18 protein-coding genes and 2 pseudogenes are annotated in these 14,851 nt (G+C 55.8%); 2 read left to right on the top strand and 18 right to left on the bottom strand.

All coding sequences use genetic code 11. The features are described from left to right. Positions 1-437 precede the first annotated feature (437 nt). Positions 438-893 (top strand): transglycosylase SLT domain-containing protein, encoded by a 456-nt coding sequence (locus FOY93_RS22865; protein ID WP_143345793.1) that lies wholly within the window; start codon positions 438-440, stop codon positions 891-893. An 11-nt stretch (positions 894-904) separates the two neighbouring features. On the opposite strand, the gene FOY93_RS22860 is transcribed toward FOY93_RS22865, so the two are convergent. The 6 genes from FOY93_RS22860 to FOY93_RS22835 form a co-directional block, all read right to left on the bottom strand. After that, complete coding sequence (locus FOY93_RS22860) at positions 905-1,510, bottom strand: antirestriction protein (RefSeq protein WP_143345792.1); 606 nt, start codon at positions 1,508-1,510, stop codon at positions 905-907. A gap of 379 nt (positions 1,511-1,889) precedes the next feature. Continuing rightward, a complete protein-coding gene (locus tag FOY93_RS22855; protein WP_427859739.1) occupies positions 1,890-2,606 on the bottom strand; it encodes an N-6 DNA methylase in 717 nt (238 codons plus the stop codon). A gap of 156 nt (positions 2,607-2,762) precedes the next feature. After that, a complete protein-coding gene (locus FOY93_RS22850; protein ID WP_143345843.1) occupies positions 2,763-2,975 on the bottom strand; it encodes a hypothetical protein in 213 nt (70 codons plus the stop codon). Between the two features lie 139 nt (positions 2,976-3,114). Next, complete coding sequence (locus tag FOY93_RS22845; protein WP_143345790.1) at positions 3,115-3,459, bottom strand: hypothetical protein; 345 nt, start codon at positions 3,457-3,459, stop codon at positions 3,115-3,117. Positions 3,460-3,505: 46 nt separating this feature from the next. Beyond that, positions 3,506-3,799: a hypothetical protein gene (locus FOY93_RS22840; protein WP_172621948.1), complete on the bottom strand. Its 294-nt coding sequence runs from the start codon at positions 3,797-3,799 to the stop codon at positions 3,506-3,508. 61 nt (positions 3,800-3,860) lie between these two features. Then, a complete protein-coding gene (locus FOY93_RS22835) occupies positions 3,861-4,256 on the bottom strand; it encodes an ammonia monooxygenase (protein ID WP_143345789.1) in 396 nt (131 codons plus the stop codon). A gap of 1,072 nt (positions 4,257-5,328) precedes the next feature. On the opposite strand from FOY93_RS22835, the gene ltrA reads away from it, so the two are divergent. Continuing rightward, positions 5,329-6,996: a group II intron reverse transcriptase/maturase gene (gene ltrA / locus FOY93_RS22820; protein WP_143345788.1), complete on the top strand. Its 1,668-nt coding sequence runs from the start codon at positions 5,329-5,331 to the stop codon at positions 6,994-6,996. A gap of 482 nt (positions 6,997-7,478) precedes the next feature. Here ltrA and FOY93_RS22815 read toward each other — a convergent pair whose 3' ends face one another. The 12 genes and pseudogenes from FOY93_RS22815 to FOY93_RS22765 all read right to left on the bottom strand — a co-directional run bounded on the left by FOY93_RS22815 (position 7,479) and on the right by FOY93_RS22765 (position 14,510). After that, the gene (locus FOY93_RS22815) at positions 7,479-7,604 is read right to left on the bottom strand and encodes a type I toxin-antitoxin system Hok family toxin (protein ID WP_223540704.1); all 126 of its coding nucleotides are present in this window, start codon (positions 7,602-7,604) and stop codon (positions 7,479-7,481) included. Continuing rightward, a pseudogene (locus FOY93_RS23820) lies at positions 7,546-7,695 on the bottom strand (DUF5431 family protein); the annotation flags it as partial. The gene FOY93_RS22815 and the pseudogene FOY93_RS23820, both read right to left, overlap by 59 nt. A 154-nt stretch (positions 7,696-7,849) precedes the next feature. Further along, complete coding sequence (locus FOY93_RS22810; protein WP_123061034.1) at positions 7,850-8,158, bottom strand: hypothetical protein; 309 nt, start codon at positions 8,156-8,158, stop codon at positions 7,850-7,852. A gap of 113 nt (positions 8,159-8,271) precedes the next feature. Further along, positions 8,272-8,601 carry a hypothetical protein gene (locus FOY93_RS22805; protein ID WP_143345787.1) on the bottom strand — a complete coding sequence of 110 codons (330 nt, stop codon included), beginning with the start codon at positions 8,599-8,601 and terminating at the stop codon, positions 8,272-8,274. Between the two features lie 99 nt (positions 8,602-8,700). Further along, positions 8,701-9,024, bottom strand: a complete 324-nt coding sequence (locus FOY93_RS22800; protein ID WP_123061032.1) for a theronine dehydrogenase — start codon at positions 9,022-9,024, stop codon at positions 8,701-8,703. Then, a complete protein-coding gene (locus FOY93_RS22795; protein WP_123061031.1) occupies positions 9,021-9,749 on the bottom strand; it encodes a plasmid SOS inhibition protein A in 729 nt (242 codons plus the stop codon). Before FOY93_RS22795 ends, FOY93_RS22800 begins: the two co-directional genes overlap by 4 nt. After that, positions 9,746-10,177 carry a conjugation system SOS inhibitor PsiB gene (psiB, locus tag FOY93_RS22790; protein WP_123061030.1) on the bottom strand — a complete coding sequence of 144 codons (432 nt, stop codon included), beginning with the start codon at positions 10,175-10,177 and terminating at the stop codon, positions 9,746-9,748. Before psiB ends, FOY93_RS22795 begins: the two co-directional genes overlap by 4 nt. Positions 10,178-10,219: 42 nt before the next feature. Continuing rightward, positions 10,220-12,229, bottom strand: coding sequence for a ParB/RepB/Spo0J family partition protein (locus FOY93_RS22785; protein ID WP_143345786.1), 2,010 nt, complete (start codon positions 12,227-12,229; stop codon positions 10,220-10,222). Positions 12,230-12,304: 75 nt separating this feature from the next. Next, a complete protein-coding gene (locus FOY93_RS22780; protein WP_143345785.1) occupies positions 12,305-12,538 on the bottom strand; it encodes a DUF905 domain-containing protein in 234 nt (77 codons plus the stop codon). 47 nt (positions 12,539-12,585) lie between these two features. Beyond that, positions 12,586-13,142, bottom strand: a pseudogene (gene ssb / locus FOY93_RS22775) (single-stranded DNA-binding protein). A gap of 200 nt (positions 13,143-13,342) precedes the next feature. Next, positions 13,343-14,038 carry a hypothetical protein gene (locus FOY93_RS24155; protein ID WP_172621947.1) on the bottom strand — a complete coding sequence of 232 codons (696 nt, stop codon included), beginning with the start codon at positions 14,036-14,038 and terminating at the stop codon, positions 13,343-13,345. Further along, a complete protein-coding gene (locus tag FOY93_RS22765; protein WP_123061026.1) occupies positions 14,004-14,510 on the bottom strand; it encodes an antirestriction protein ArdA in 507 nt (168 codons plus the stop codon). The genes FOY93_RS24155 and FOY93_RS22765 overlap by 35 nt, the downstream gene beginning before the upstream one ends. Positions 14,511-14,851 lie beyond the last annotated feature (341 nt).

Raw genomic sequence — 14,851 nt, 5'->3', positions numbered from 1 at the left:
TATTAAAATATAAATTCGGAAAATTATCCATAGTATGTTCAGAGTATATCATTTATTTTTGCAGAGTATAGTAACGAGTACACCCCCTCGAAAAACCAGAGTATACCCTAGAGTACACTCTATCTATCTAATTGATTTTAAATGCATAGTATAACAAGAGTATATCAAGCACTCTAATTATACTCTGCATAGAGTATATATATACTCTATGCATCAATGATGCAAATGACTTTGCAGTCTTTAAAAAACCATAACAGCATGATTTCAAAGAAAAATCAGGCAAGATGCAATCTTGCGACGGGTGTGGGACTTTGAAGTTAAGAAGCAGGTTTAGACAAAATTGTCCGCCGGGCAGGATTCCGCATATTCCGGCATTGCCGTTTTTTATCGGAAATGGCACTCTAGACATGGGATATGACAGATATGGAATATTGCAGATGAAGAACGTTCTTCTCGCTGGATTACTCGTGGTTACCTCTCCAGCCATTGCTCAGGACTGTTTTGATATGGCGGGAAGGGATTACCATATTGAACCTGATTTATTGCGTGCAATCTCTTTCAGAGAGTCATCATGGCGCCCTGATGCAATGAACGTTGTCAGCAATCAAAGTTACGCTGTCGGTATGATGCAAATACACTCGCAGAATTTTTCGCATCTGGCTCAGTATGGGATCACGGCTGGTAATCTTTACAGAGATCCCTGCATGAATATCTATACGGGTGCCTATTATCTCGCAATTGCTTTTAAGCGCTGGGGATACTCCTGGAGGGCAGTAGGAGCTTATAATGCAGGCTTTCGTGAAACGGAGGCGCAGGAGAGGAAACGCCAGAAGTACGCAGAGGAAATCAGAGCTATTTATAACGGAATCAAAAAAAATGCGTCACCTGAATGACGCATCAGCTGTTAATCAATAGCACGCCATATCAGTTCGCGTTCCGGGTGCTGAATAATGCTGACATAATCCTTTAGCGCATCCTGACGGGCGATGAGATGATTAAGGACCGTGGCATATTCCGGCCCCATACCTACCACCTTCCATGATAGCCAGTTCATTATCATCAGGGTAGAAATAATTCCTGCTGCATCAGCACTGACTTCTGCCTCAAAGTAATTACCGGGAATAACCATGTTATAGCGCTGTTCACCTTCTGGTGCGATATATCCTGTTTGTGCGGTGGTGAACCTGACACAGTTCGGAGCCACGTTTCCGCCAGTACCCTGCGGAATAATCCAGTAATTCCAGAAACCACCATCATAATCTGAATGCTGACGTAACCAGCTGGCAATCATGTTATCAGCAGAAGGCGTAAAAAAGAGCGCGGGAATAAAATCAAGACGTTCATCTCCATCTGTAACACAGTAGCGCTTGCGTTCATCGATTTTAAATTGTTCGGCTGATGCTAAAAGCAGCCCTCCGCGAATTGATGAAATCGGGAGATAGTCACACAAGGAGAATGCACACCTCCCGGAACGTAAAATCGGCGCAAGACGAATTACCGTTACGGACATCAGAGCGGCGGTAATTTATTACCGCCACGGTGAAAGCGGCGCATCCTTTCAGGATGCAGCAAGCGTGATTTTGAATTTGCGTCAGGATGGACGCCCGAAGGGCAGAGACAGCTTGCTGGCTCTGTTCACGACGTGCCGTGTCCCTTCAGGGACGACGCCCGGACTAATATTTATTATTTTCAACGCAAGGAATAAATAGCAGATAAGATAAACAGCAGTATGCCGGATGAAATATCACAGGTCTTCATAACTAATAATGAGAAACCCACGCGACGGAGTAATATGGGCGGCGCGTAGCGCTGCCGGTATTACTCTGCGCCGCAGGCGCGCGGCCTTTGATGCCACGAAAGGCAGGGTATTCCCCTGCCCTTCAGGCTAGTTATGCAGCTTTATTCATGGATCGCATAAATTGGCGCATGGCATTAATTCGGCGCTGATCCTCCAGGCGCTTCTCAAAGTTGTTGATATAGTACACCGGCGTATACCTGACCCTGTTAAGCTGCATCGTCAGCGTATTGCCCGTGATCACCTCAGCAGGAATACCCAGCAGGGATAGCTGGATAAAGGCCATATCCGCCGCGATCGGATCAATATCGATGCAGCTACCGAACATGTGCTCAGACGGGTTATAGCCCGCCTCCAGCAGATATTCCGCATACGCCACAATCATCCCCGCCGCACCGCTTGCCGGATCGCTGACGGTCACGAATCCCTCACGGCGTATCGTTTCGTCGACGTCCGGCATCAGCAGCCTCGCCAGCAGTGACTGGACGTGATACGGCGTGAAATATTGCCCGTTCCGGTCGTCGCCCAGCTCAAGCTCCATGAAGATCGCACCGAGAAAGTCGTGAAATTTCGCCTCCAGCGCGCAGACCATAAGGCAGAAAAGCGTATGCATATTGCTGATATCGCTCTCGCCGTACTTCGAACAGATTTCACGGCTGCGCTCAATGTTCTCCGGCGTTCTTATCCGCGCCATATCCAACTCGCTGGCCGCCAGCGTGATAAAGTCGCTGAACACCTCCCAGCGGCGCAGCTGGCGGGCGGTATCCCTGAACACGCTGATAAACTGGTGCCGTGCTTCGTCAGTGCTCATCATCCGGTGCGGTATCGTCGGCGCGTTCACGGCTGGCAATACGGGTTTCGCGGGTGTTAAGGGTGCGGCCGCTTTCGCCTGGTCAAAAAAACAGGCAAAACTGAGTTGAGACATATTTCCTCCTCAAATGCCGCCCCCTGCGGGGCGGCTCCTCCGTCAGTTAAATGCCCGCTTCATCTCGAGCGTGCGTAACACCTGCCCCCACTCACTCCCGCGCATGGCAGGAATACGAACGGCGCGCCTCTTCTTCCGGCAGTGCGCTATGTGACGACCCAGCGCCCGCATTTCGGCGCTGATTTCGTCACGGTCGATATCACTGCGTTTAATGCGCACCTGTTTTTTTACGGGTGCGTTTTCCGCCTCAAGCATCTGGACATACAGGGCGGTCGGTGTAACAATTGACGCTCTTCTGAAATGATTCATAGATGTTTCCTTTTAGTTGAGGCCGGATTCATCGTTCCCAGGCGAATAAATCCGGCGGGATATGGCAGACGAAAGTCTGCCTTTTTCATATCTGGCGCTGCATTTCCTCCTTAACGCGGGCCAGGATCTCCGCGTGGTTAAGGCTGCTGTAGTCGCGCATCCGGTAATAACGGATACCGATCCGCGCATAGATTTCGGTCACGTTGCCGCAGACCATCTCCGCCAGCATAAAGGTTTCACACTCGCCGTTCTCACTGCTGCGCCAGTTCATCGGGTACATCAGCCCCAGCGCATCATGGAAGGCGTGAACGTCAATTTCGACGGGCGCTGCGATATACGATTTTTCGCGGCTCAGCCAGTATTCACGCTCTGCCTCACTGGTCGCGTAAATACCCGCTTCAGCGCAGGATTCGGTCAGATTTAAGTGCATGGTTTATCTCCTTCTGGTTTATGGCGCCTGAATGTCGCCGCTGTGGTTAATCGTCAAACGTGATGCCGGAAAATTGAGCCATCAGGTTCAGCATGTCGGCTATATCGTCAACTTTCTGCTGAATGGCAGGTGTTGCCTTAACGATGCGCATCACCGTTGCTTTCAGCTCGTCCATACCGCTGTTTTCCGCTTCACCCAGCGCCGTTTTATCGGTGTTGCTCTGGTACTTCAGCAGGGCTTTGCTGACCTTGTTTTGCAGGCTCTCAAGCCCGCTGAGCGCGCTTTTCTCCCATGCGTCGAGGCTGAATGTGCTGTTCGCATTACCGTTGCTGATGCTCATGATGTCTCTCCGATGTAACTGGCGGCATCCCCTGCCGCCGTGTTTAGTCAGGCCAGTGCACTCACTCTGCGAGCATGGCGTATTCAAAGTTCATGCAGTTTTTCAGGCTCTTGTTCGCATACGTCCACGCCGCCATCCCCGTTGCACCGTATAACCGGACGGCGTGAGCCTGAGCCTGTAACCACGGCTGTACGACATGGAACGACAGCAGCGGCTTATCACGCATCCAGTTGAGCACGCCCTCGTCCCAGACGTTTTTGCTCATGGCGCAAAGGATGTTGCAGACTTCTTCCGCCTCGTCGGCCTCTGACAGTTGCAGGTTCCAGACCTGACACAGCTCCAGCAGGTATGACTTTTGCTCTGCGATAACACAGGCCAGACGGACTTTCGGGTCTGTACCCCATCTTCCGGTAGATTCTTGAGCGGCGGTTTTGACGTTGACGTTTCGTGTGTGCATCCTGGTTTTCTCCTGTGGTGATGGTTGTCCATCTCCCTGGTGAGTTCTCTCGCGGCAAGGGCCGAGTAGCAACGGCGGGGCGGCAGGAGAAGGGCGGAGACAAAAGTTTTTGCGCCCCGCAAAAACTTTTGGCGGAGTGCATTTCACCCTTCGGATGACGACCCGACGGTGCTACGAATAGCCCTCCGCGTGAGGACGCACGGGAGATAGCTTCACCGGGAGAACAGGATGCACACACCCGACACGTCGGAACGGCGTGGCGCCATTAAAGCGACGGCATCAGCCGGCGCGGTGAAGGCGTTCCGGACGGCACGGCCGGAGAAGCCGCAGCCCCTGACCTTCGCCATCAGACCCTAGCCGTATGGCACGAACCCCGAAGGGGTTCGGCGGAGCCCGGCGGGTGCGTCAGCGGCCGCCCTGGCGGAGTGGGGCTCGACGACCGGACAGCAGCGCTGGCCGGGAGCCGAAGGGGGACGTGCGACAGGAAGTCGTTTAACATATTGTTTTACTTTGATAAAACCAGCTATTCCATTAGCTGTAGCCTACCGGAACAGGCGTTGCTGGTAACGGCGGGGTCTGAAGCTTCCGGGACAACGAGATCGGGCGTCAGCCCGGGGAGACTCCCGTAAGGGACTCTCCCCTGCTGCAAGCATCATGCGGCTGGATTGCAAGGCTGGTCAGAAGGGTTAACACATGTGAACTGTTGATAAACACCGTTATCGGCAACAGGCCAAAGATGCTGAAAGGCCTGAACCAAAATGGCACGAGATCGGGTTGCTCCACTGGTCCCCCCGGAGCACATGGACATTGAGATCTCCGGTGAATAGACAGAACCCGCCCTGACCTTTTGTATGTTAAACGGAACCTGGTAAACCCGTATCGCTGCCTGATGGCAGGTGAACCGCAAGGAACACTGTTGGCGGTGCGGGCAGAGGAGGACGGAAAAAGCGAATGCCTGATGGTAATAATCAGGATACGGAGCGGTGCATGCTTCGACGCGAAAGCGGGCAGACTTCCGTCTGGTCTTTATCTGCATGAGATACTGTAAAACTTTCAACAGGATATCAGCGAGATGAATACACACGACAGTGTGTCCACGATACCCCGCCCGACAGGCTGGCACGCCATTGACTGGCGTGCCAGCCATGCCCGGGTGCGAAAGCTACAGCTACGGATTGCAGAGGCAACCCGGCAGCAACAATGGCGGCGGGTCAGAGAACTTCAGCGCATTCTCACACGCTCGTTCTCTGGCAAAGCCGTTGCTGTCAGGCGTGTCACTGAAAACACCGGGAAAAGGACGCCCGGGGTGGATGGCAAAACATGGAGCACCCCGGATGAAAAATGGAAAGGGATGTGCAACCTGAGTCCGCGAAGCTACAGACCACAGCCGCTCAGGCGCATATATATCCCAAAATCGAATGGCAAAAAGCGCCCGCTGGGGATCCCGACATTAAGGGACAGAGCCATGCAGGCACTGTGGCTGCTGGCACTGGAGCCTGTGGCAGAAACTATGGCTGACAATAACAGCTATGGTTTCAGACCCATGCGCAGTACTCACGATGCCATCGAGTCCGTATTTCACCGGATGAGCCAGAAAGTGTCGCCAGCATGGGTGCTTGAAGGCGATATCAAAGGGTGTTTTGACAACATCAGCCATGACTGGCTGCTGTCCAGTATACCAATGGACAAGCGGATCCTCAGGAAATGGCTGAAAGCCGGATATATGGAAAAAGGCGTCTTCTATCACACCGAAAGTGGAACCCCGCAGGGAGGCATTATCTCCCCTCTCCTCGCCAATATGGCACTCGACGGGCTGGAGGGAGAACTGATGCGTACATTCAGGAAGAGCAGGCATTACGGGGCAAAACATCAGGTGAACTATGTACGCTATGCCGACGACTTCATATGCTCCGGGATCTCCCGCGAGCTGCTGGAGAATGAGGTTAAGCCCCTGATAGCTGCGTTCATGCAAAAACGGGGGCTTACGCTGTCTGAGGAGAAAACAGCGATAACGCACATCGAAGAAGGCTTCGACTTTCTGGGGCAGAACGTCAGAAAATATGGCGGCAAGATGCTGATCAAGCCGGCCAAAAAGAATCTGAAAAACTTCCTGAGCAAAGTCAGAAGATTAATTAAGGGTAATCCGACGCTTCCGGCATGGAAGCTGATAAACCTGCTCAATCCGGTGATCCGTGGATGGGCAAACTATCATCAGCATGTCGTGGCCAAAGATATTTTTAATTACGTAGACACCCATATCTGGCGGGCAATATGGCAGTGGTGTAAACGGCGGCATACTCGTAAAGGCCGGCGCTGGGTTGCAGATAAGTATTTCACGTTCGGGGACCGACGCTGGCAGTTCAGCGCCGCGACCCCGGAGGGTAAAACGCTGCTTCTCACCCGGGCGATGGATACGCCCATCAAACGCCACATCAAGATCAGAGGGGACGCGACCCCCTATTCGCCCGGCATGGAAATCTACTTCGAGCGCCGTCTGGACCTGATCTGGACCGGGAAACTTAAGAAGATGAAAACCGTGGCGGCATTGTGGAAACGTCAGGGTAAGTGCAGCCCTCGTTGCAGGCAACTCATCACTAACCAGACAGGCTGGAATATACACCACCGGATCAGGAAGGTTATGGGCGGCAGCGACGACATGTCCAATCTTGAACTGCTACATCCCAACTGCCACCGTCAGTTACACAGCAGGGAGGCCGGTGCCCATAGCGGGCATTTATAAAGGCTTGAGCGGTATGCGGGGAAACCTGCACGTACCGTTCTCAGGGGGCGGCGGCGCAGTAATGCGCTGCTGCTACCCGACATCGCCCTGCCCTGTTTTCGGTTTATGGCCACGGAGCTGCAGCTGAGAAAGTTAACCAGCAGGACGCCGGATATGACACCCGGGATGAAGAACACAGGGAAAACAATGCTGAAGCCAGGTACAGGCAGGTAACTCATGGCGCTCTGACTTCAGCAAATCAGTCAGGAAAGGCTGGAGTGTGGACAAGGCGGAGGGAGCAGAGGGGCAGCGCCGGAGGCGCGTCCCCCTTCCCCTGTTCCCCGGAGGGGAACAGCCCTTCCCAGAAGTTCAGGCGTGCGGTCGCGCCAGGAAGGAAAAAGGGGCTACCATCTAACCGGTAACCCCTTCATAAAGGCGCTTCAGGCATGTCAGAGCAACTCAGCACCTGAAAAGGCGGGGGGGTTCCCCCGCCTCCAGGTAGCTTACTTACCGGATTCGTAGGCCATAAAAGCCGCCACCTCCCTGTTCGTGTCCCTGTACCGGATTTCGCAGAGCGATTTTCGGGTCAGGTAAGTGAATATCAGCAGTGTGAGACACACTATCAACACGCACCAGAGCAGGGTACTTCGTGGCAGTTTCATAGCTGACTTCTCCTTGCCTTTCGGCAGGTAAGCGGCTAATCTGATGTTGTTCAGGCATACAGACTAAGCCTCGTGGGTTAATGAAAATTAACTACGGGGCTTTCTGCTTTCTGCCGCACAACACGGTAACAAACCACCTTCACGTCATGAGGCAAAAAGCCTCAAGCGCCACGTCGATTATACCGGGCAGATGCTCTTTCTGACCAGGAATATCATCGAGCTATGAGCCAACCAACGGCACGAATAAGCAGGCAGAACATGTAAAAAATGACCGTTGCAGTAAACATCCCGATGAGTATCGCCTGAGACACTTCAGGAGCACCTGACCACATACCGTCACTCCTGAACACTAGGAATGAAAATAACGCACCGAGTCCGGCAAGAGACAAAAACTGAAGAATAAATGCCCGCTTCCGGGTCATAACAACACTGATGATGAGATATCCATATCCTGCGCTAATTACGGCTATTAAAACAAACATTCGCAAAAAATGAGTAAAGGCATACTGAACTTCTGTCATAACTGATTTCCATTCCGGGTGAGTTTCGGTGATACCAGCCAGTTCATTAGCCAGGCCAGCATCATCAGCATTCTGGCAGAATAGGGCACTGCATTATCCTGGCAACATTCAGGTTAACGGTTCCTGATATGTACCAGGATACCACACAGAATGACAATCCCTGCCAGCAGAGCCATGTCTGGAATTAGGATATCGAAAGCGCTACTGACCAGTTCATCCGGATTGTGATCCCCCCAGATTGCCAGTCCGTATCCAACCCCCCAGACAAAAAATGCCAGCCCCGCAGCCAGAACTCCCAATTTAAAAAGAAAGAAAAGCACGTTGTCCAGCTTACCAGGCGGATCGTGCCAGGTGATAACCATCGAGACCAGGGCACAGATTGCCCCCCCGATATAGTAAGCCTTGCTTCCGAACATCTCCGGCGCACCGAAGTCTATGATCATCGTTAACAGGCCATTTAACAGCGTGACCAGTATCTCATCTGTAAATTATCCTTTTTAATACCCTGCCGACCCTGTTTCCGGCAAAGTAAAATATCATACTCAATGAGGCGACTTTCCCCGAAAATACTCAGGCCGTGTCATCATTTCCCGCTCAATGAGTTCATCAGCAAACAGCGGCGCAATCCGGTTCACGCGACGTTCCAGATTCCGCCGACGGGCAGCCGCTTTTCGTTCATCACTCCAGCGTCTTATCTGCCTTTCATCCAGAAAATCGACACACACCGCATACCCTGCTCCCGCCACCCAGAGAGCCATCACCGATTCAGGGGCGGGCTTCCCTGCCTCCACCACTTCTGACGCCAGCTCTGGTTCACCGGGGCAGGGAAAGGGACGCTTCCAGCGCAGTGAGTAACGCCACTTCATACACGGCTCCGTGCTGTCAGCTTGTTCGGAACCATCCAGCGCTCCAGCTGCCTGACAGACTCAGTGCTTTCCCGCGCCAGCGCATCCGTTTCGGCCATCACCGTCCAGAACGGCTGGTTCTCCGTCATCCAGCGCTCCATTGGCTCCAGCGACGGGAAACGCTCGCTCCAGCGCCAGAACATCTCCTCCAGGTCGAACTGGCACAGTTCAGTCCCCGACCAGCGTGCGCTCCAGCTGCTGACCGTTTGCGGGGTATGGAATGCCAGCTCAATCTCCGCCTGCCCTGCCAGCGCCTGATACGCTGTTTCGTGCTGGCACGCTTCCTTACGGCGCTGGCGGGTGTATTTTTCATCCCGCAGGGCGTCCTGACAGCGAACCCGCTCGGTCTGCTGAAAGGCCACCTCCGGAAAGAGGCGCTGACCGGCACCGACAGGAAGCGGCAGCCAGCAACACGTCCCGCGGCTTTCAATCAGGGCATCGATGGCACTGAGCCAGCTGTCCCTGCTGCCCCGCAGCTCCCGCGCCGTCAGCACCGGCGCAAAATAATGGATTTCCCTGAGAGTGATGCGCGAGCTGCCCGTGAGCCGCCGGAAAAAGGCGCTGGCATACGGGTACATCATGGACACCGCGCCGCGCGACCGCCTGCGCTCAACCTCGGCGATGGCTTCCATCGCGGCGCGTCGCTCAGGGCTGAAGGGAACCAGAGAGAGATGTGAAGGGATCATACCGCGCCCTCCGCTGCCAGAATGCTGATGATGCTGGCCTGACTGTATCCGTCCGCATCGAGACGCGCCGTCAGGCTGACGGTGTGGCTGACAAACTCCGGCTGGTAGTCGCTCAGGGTACGAATAACGGAGAACGGGCGACCGCTGGCGGGAACGAACACCACCATCCAGACGGGACTGATGCCACCGGGACTGCATACGGCAAGATGATACTGCCCGTGGGAAGGGGTGAAGCGGATTTGCACCGGGAAGAAGCCGCCGAACTCGCTGCGGTACTCGCCGTTCATGCCCCAGCTTTCAGGGCAGGACAGGTCACGCATGACGGCGTGGGTCAGTTCGCGGCGGTAGTCCTCACCGCTGTCGCGCCAGTCCTCAAACTCATCACAGGACATCGTTTTCAGTACATCGGGGGTCAGAATAGTGCGCATACGAATCTCCTTATCGCCGCCCCGCAGGGCGGCGCTCCGTTATCAGGCGGCGTGTGCCGTGTTGGTGGTATCGTTGTCAGTGGTGTCGGTATCTGAAACAGCGTCGTCAGCACCGGATTCAGGCGCTGGCTCAGGTCCTTTCAGCCATGCCGGAACCCAGCGGGTGTGCTGCATGAAGTGCTCCGCATGTGCTGCGGCGTCGCCCTTCTTCATCTTCTCCGCGTCACCCGCCGCGCCCGTCAGCCCCGCCTCTTTCAGGGAGGCGACAATCTGCGGATGTTTCAGGCTGCCGAAGTAGTTGTCCTTCGTCGGCTGCCACCAGTCGCGCAGGTGGAACCCGATTGCCGCCTCGACCGCATCGAGTGGACTTCGGGAGGTATGCCCCATATCGCGGGTCTGAACCCCGTCAACGGAACAGGCGGTGCAGAAGGCCATAAATGACATGAGAGCCTCCCCGCTCAGGGTAAAGAAGGTGGTGAAGTCCTTCTCCCAGCCTTCCGGCAGCAGGGCTTTCAGACGTGCTTTCTCGGTCATCAGGAGGTCAAACGCTGCGCCGCCCTTACCTGAGGGGGCATTTTCCGTCAGGCTGCTGTGTGAGACCGTCAGGCTGATGCGGAACGGGTGCGTCGTGGTCAGACAGCCGGAAAAGACGCAGGTACACATGCGCCAGACCATCAGCGCCACCGCCTTTTCGGGCTGCTGCATCAGCGCCGCCTGTAATGCCAGCGTACGCTCGGAGGTCATTTTCGTGAGCAGCGGGACGCTGATCCCCTCTGCGACGTCGGGCTGGCGTGAGGTGAACGGCACCGTTACGCTGCCAGATTCGGTCTCTTCCGGCATATCTGCTTTCAGGCGCACACCGCGCTGCACGTACACCTGCCCTTCGTACAGGCTGACCATCACCCCCGCGCCGGACTTCATGTCGTCAGTCCACGCGCTGACTTCTGCCGCCTCCTGAATGGCGAGGATGTCCGCTTCGATCGCATCCGACTCGTCGCAAACGCTGTCATATGCGTCGTACTGCTCCCGCAGCGCATCAAGACGCTGCTGCTGCTCAGGGGTGTACACCGGATCGGGTTCAACAGGCTGAACGAACTCTTTACCGTCTTCGCCGTGGTACCAGATACGGGCTGCGCGTCCGCGACTCCATGCCCAGCCCTCACGCTGCTGAATGTCCAGTGCGATACGCTCCAGCTTCTCCTGCACCAGACGCTCAACCAGCACGCTGTCTGCCGTGCCGTCGCCCTCGCCCTGGCTGAACAGATCTTCACGGACGTAACCCCCTGCCGCCTCGTAGGCATCGCGCCCGATAAAACGGAATTTTGTGTTGTCGGTGCGTATCTCGGTTTCGGTAATGGCGCGTTTAATCAGGTGCGCGGGGGCATTCGACCAACTGGCTTTTACACTTTCGAATACCTCAACCTGACGGGCAGGATCGTCCTCGAGACAGAGCGCCTGACACTGCTCAACGGTCAGTTCGTCCTGCGCGAGCTTATCCATCAGGGCAGGCGCAAGATTTGCCAGCTTCAGCATGCGCTGCACGTGGCGGGTGCCGAAGCCGAGCGCATCACCAATCTGCGCAGGGCTTTTGCCCTGCACTGCTAAGGTGCGGAAACCCGCGATCTGCTCGGCAGGATGCATGGCAGCACGCTGCTCGTTCTCCGCGACGGAGGCAAGGGCAGCAATGTCGTCTGAGACGCGCTTCACGGCAACGGTGTAACCGGACGGGAGACGGTTTTCTTCTGCCAGAAGCTGCATGGCGGTGAGTCGGCGGCCACCTGCGGCTACGCCGTATTTACCGTCCGAGAGAGTGTGAACAATCAGGTTCTGCAGCAGTCCGAGCGCCTCAATGGAGTCGGCAAGACCGCGAACGCTGTCCACGGAATACGGGATAGTGCGCACGTTAAAAGGTGATTTAACGAGATCGGACAGCGGAACATACTCGATGACAGCGGCCTCAAGGGCGGCTTTCAGGGCATATTCCTGCGCCTTCGTGATTTTTTTAGTGCTGGTTTTTTTGGGTGCTTTTGCTTTAGACTCGGTTACTGACATAGTTAATACCTCGAGTGTTATTGATGATTGTCCGGCCCTGCGGAGGGACGTCTCCGGCAGGGCACCTCTTACTGCTTACTTCGTTTTACGGATACCGTAACGTTCGATGTAATGGTTTAGCCATTTCCCGGCATCCGCTTCAAAATTCCATGCGCGCCAGACCATCTCGCCATCCTTACGGACAACGAGGCGAAAGTGCGTCCCCTGGTCGTCCTCAATCGCGACATTCGCAAACTCCGCCGCCACGGCTTCGGCCTGTTCGCGGGTGAAGGTGTCATCGGGTAACGGTCCGGCGTTATAAATGCTCATGTTTTCTCCTTCAGCCCCGACAGTTGCGGGGCGTGTTCATCAGGTTTCTAGAACGGGGCATCATCATCCATCGGCGGATAGTCGTCCGGTAGCGGCTGCGGAGCCTCCTGAGACGGCGCGGCGCTCTGACGGCCTTTTCTGCCGCCCTTCGCTTTAGGGGATTTATCAGCAGTGCCAGCAGGTTGTGCCGCAGCGCCAGAGTTCTGCGGTTGTGCGGGCTGCTGCGGTGCGGCACTCTGAGCCTGACCGCCGTCACGACGCCGCCGAGCATCTGCATGGTGCCGTTCTGCCCGACCACGATTTCGGTGACGTAACGGGTCACGTCATTGTCGTCCTGCCAGTTACGGGTACGCAGCTGGCCTTCGACATACACCTGAGCACCCTTGCGCAGGTACTCCCCCGCCACTTCCGCGAGCTTGCCGAACAGCACGACACGGTGCCATTCGGTGTTTTCGCGCATCTCTCCGGTCTGCTTATCGCGCCAGGACTCAGAGGTGGCGAGGCTGAGATTAGCCACCGCACCGCCCCCAGGCATGTAACGGACTTCAGGGTCCTGCCCCAGATTGCCCACGATGATGACTTTGTTGATTCCGCGTACTGTCATGATGAATTTTCCTTCCGGTTGTGTTGCCCTTAAAACCATCACCCGTTGAGTTGCCGGGGCCGCGGTTTTGACGTTTTGCGGGGACCTGCTGAACGCGCCCCCTGGTTGTTACCTTCACCCGTTTGAGAGCCGTTCGCCGCAGGGGCGTAAACCAGCACGGGCGATGGCGGATGTCCAGGGCGCGGTTTACCGCGTGCCATTTACCCTGGACAGCTGACAGCGACTGTGCTTGTCTCAGCCCCGGCGAAAGGACTCAGAGGGGTGAAATGACCAGGAGGAAATGAGCAGGAACCCGCCGCAACGACGGAACGCGCGGGCGCGAAACGGCGTTGCGCCTTACAGCCCGGCGTCAGTTTGCCGGGGTGCAGAAAGCGCAGGATACGGCGCGTGAAGGGCGGCGTGACCGGAACGGTCGCAGCAAGCCTGCCGTTGACGTTGCGACAGAGGGATGGAAACCCGCTGCCCCGAAGGGGCCGGGCAGAGACAGCGAAGCTGGCTCTGTGCGGAGCATGACAGCCCCGGTTCCCGCCAGGGAAGTCGCCCGCAGTCATATCGCTCAGGAAGAAAAGCCGGCAGGACAGTGATATCAACCAGTACGCCACCGGTATGGACACTATTGCCAGCGGCAACGGCAACGGCAACGGCAACGGCAACGGCAACGGCAACGCAGAGATTATCACCGGAACAGAAATAACGCCGACCAGCTGCAGCACACCGGTGTTCATACCCTGACACCACAGGTACATCAGACACTGGCGGAGATGCGCGGCGCCGCAGGCGCGGCGTACTTCGCCGGCAGGCAGAGCCTGCCAGGGTTTTGCGCGCGGGCTGACAGGCGGCTGAACCGCCTGCCGGGGAAAATCAGTTGCTGAAGACGTACCCATCATGGAATACATAACCGCTGCTGAACAGGTCACGCGCCCAGGCTTCAAAATCGAAGTAGCTGCGAAGCGGCTCCGGCACCTCATTCAGCAGGCCGTTGTCCTCCACCATCTCCCGCGCGTAGTCCTCCTCGCTTTCCGCTTCGCCGCGATATGCATCATCAAACGCGTCATAGTCACACTCGCCGGTATACTCCGCCCAGGCGATAAACGCGCCCTCCCTCCCCTCTTCTTCAGCCTGTTTGAACGCGGCGATAAAATCCCAGTCGATGGAGCATTCAGAGACGAACTGCGACGGGATGCCCTCCCAGTCCTGAAACATAAATTCGGCGTCCCATTCATCGTTATGCAGCGCCTGGCAGGCCTCGTAAAAATCCTCCCTGCCGTCAAACTCTGTCAGGTCAAACCATTTGCCGTAAATGCTGCCGCAGTTGTACTTGTGATACGTGCCAACGTAGACAGCAGGCGTGGTGGTCGTAGTGCGCATAAAAATTCCTCCGTGGTCGATGTTGTCTGAGTTCCGGCTTACGCCGTGCCGACACGACAGCCCGACAGGGAGCGAAAAATGCAGGGGCGATGCATGAAGCCGCAGCGCCGGTAAACAGCGGAGAGGGTCTGGACGGTTAGCGAGCGAATATTGAGCGAGATAACGACGGGAAGAACCGCGACAAGACTTTAAACATACGGCGACCGGGTGAAGGCATCGACGTCAGTGAACCCTTGCATTTGCAGCGTTCGGGCTAGAGTAGAGGCACGGCGTAAGCCGCAGAGCGCACGAACGTCATTCACCGCGCGGCCGTAACGCCGTGGAGGTCGCGCCGGAACAGA

The sequence above is a fragment of the Enterobacter sp. 18A13 genome, assembly GCF_007035975.1.
Taxonomy (GTDB): domain Bacteria; phylum Pseudomonadota; class Gammaproteobacteria; order Enterobacterales; family Enterobacteriaceae; genus Enterobacter; species Enterobacter vonholyi.
This window is presented reverse-complemented; position numbering and strand designations above follow the sequence as displayed.

Bases quoted from the DNA above. Each gene is read 5' to 3' on its own strand.
- FOY93_RS22865 (WP_143345793.1), top strand. From the start codon at position 438: ATGAAGAACGTTCTTCTCGCTGGATTACTCGTGGTTACCTCTCCAGCC.
- FOY93_RS22860 (WP_143345792.1), bottom strand. From the start codon at position 1,510: ATGTCCGTAACGGTAATTCGTCTTGCGCCGATTTTACGTTCCGGGAGG.
- FOY93_RS22855 (WP_427859739.1), bottom strand. From the start codon at position 2,606: ATGAGCACTGACGAAGCACGGCACCAGTTTATCAGCGTGTTCAGGGAT.
- FOY93_RS22850 (WP_143345843.1), bottom strand. From the start codon at position 2,975: ATGCTTGAGGCGGAAAACGCACCCGTAAAAAAACAGGTGCGCATTAAA.
- FOY93_RS22845 (WP_143345790.1), bottom strand. From the start codon at position 3,459: ATGCACTTAAATCTGACCGAATCCTGCGCTGAAGCGGGTATTTACGCG.
- FOY93_RS22840 (WP_172621948.1), bottom strand. From the start codon at position 3,799: ATGAGCATCAGCAACGGTAATGCGAACAGCACATTCAGCCTCGACGCA.
- FOY93_RS22835 (WP_143345789.1), bottom strand. From the start codon at position 4,256: ATGCACACACGAAACGTCAACGTCAAAACCGCCGCTCAAGAATCTACC.
- ltrA (WP_143345788.1), top strand. From the start codon at position 5,329: ATGAATACACACGACAGTGTGTCCACGATACCCCGCCCGACAGGCTGG.
- FOY93_RS22810 (WP_123061034.1), bottom strand. From the start codon at position 8,158: ATGACAGAAGTTCAGTATGCCTTTACTCATTTTTTGCGAATGTTTGTT.
- FOY93_RS22805 (WP_143345787.1), bottom strand. From the start codon at position 8,601: ATGATCATAGACTTCGGTGCGCCGGAGATGTTCGGAAGCAAGGCTTAC.
- FOY93_RS22800 (WP_123061032.1), bottom strand. From the start codon at position 9,024: ATGAAGTGGCGTTACTCACTGCGCTGGAAGCGTCCCTTTCCCTGCCCC.
- FOY93_RS22795 (WP_123061031.1), bottom strand. From the start codon at position 9,749: ATGATCCCTTCACATCTCTCTCTGGTTCCCTTCAGCCCTGAGCGACGC.
- psiB (WP_123061030.1), bottom strand. From the start codon at position 10,177: ATGCGCACTATTCTGACCCCCGATGTACTGAAAACGATGTCCTGTGAT.
- FOY93_RS22785 (WP_143345786.1), bottom strand. From the start codon at position 12,229: ATGTCAGTAACCGAGTCTAAAGCAAAAGCACCCAAAAAAACCAGCACT.
- FOY93_RS22780 (WP_143345785.1), bottom strand. From the start codon at position 12,538: ATGAGCATTTATAACGCCGGACCGTTACCCGATGACACCTTCACCCGC.
- FOY93_RS24155 (WP_172621947.1), bottom strand. From the start codon at position 14,038: ATGTATTCCATGATGGGTACGTCTTCAGCAACTGATTTTCCCCGGCAG.
- FOY93_RS22765 (WP_123061026.1), bottom strand. From the start codon at position 14,510: ATGCGCACTACGACCACCACGCCTGCTGTCTACGTTGGCACGTATCAC.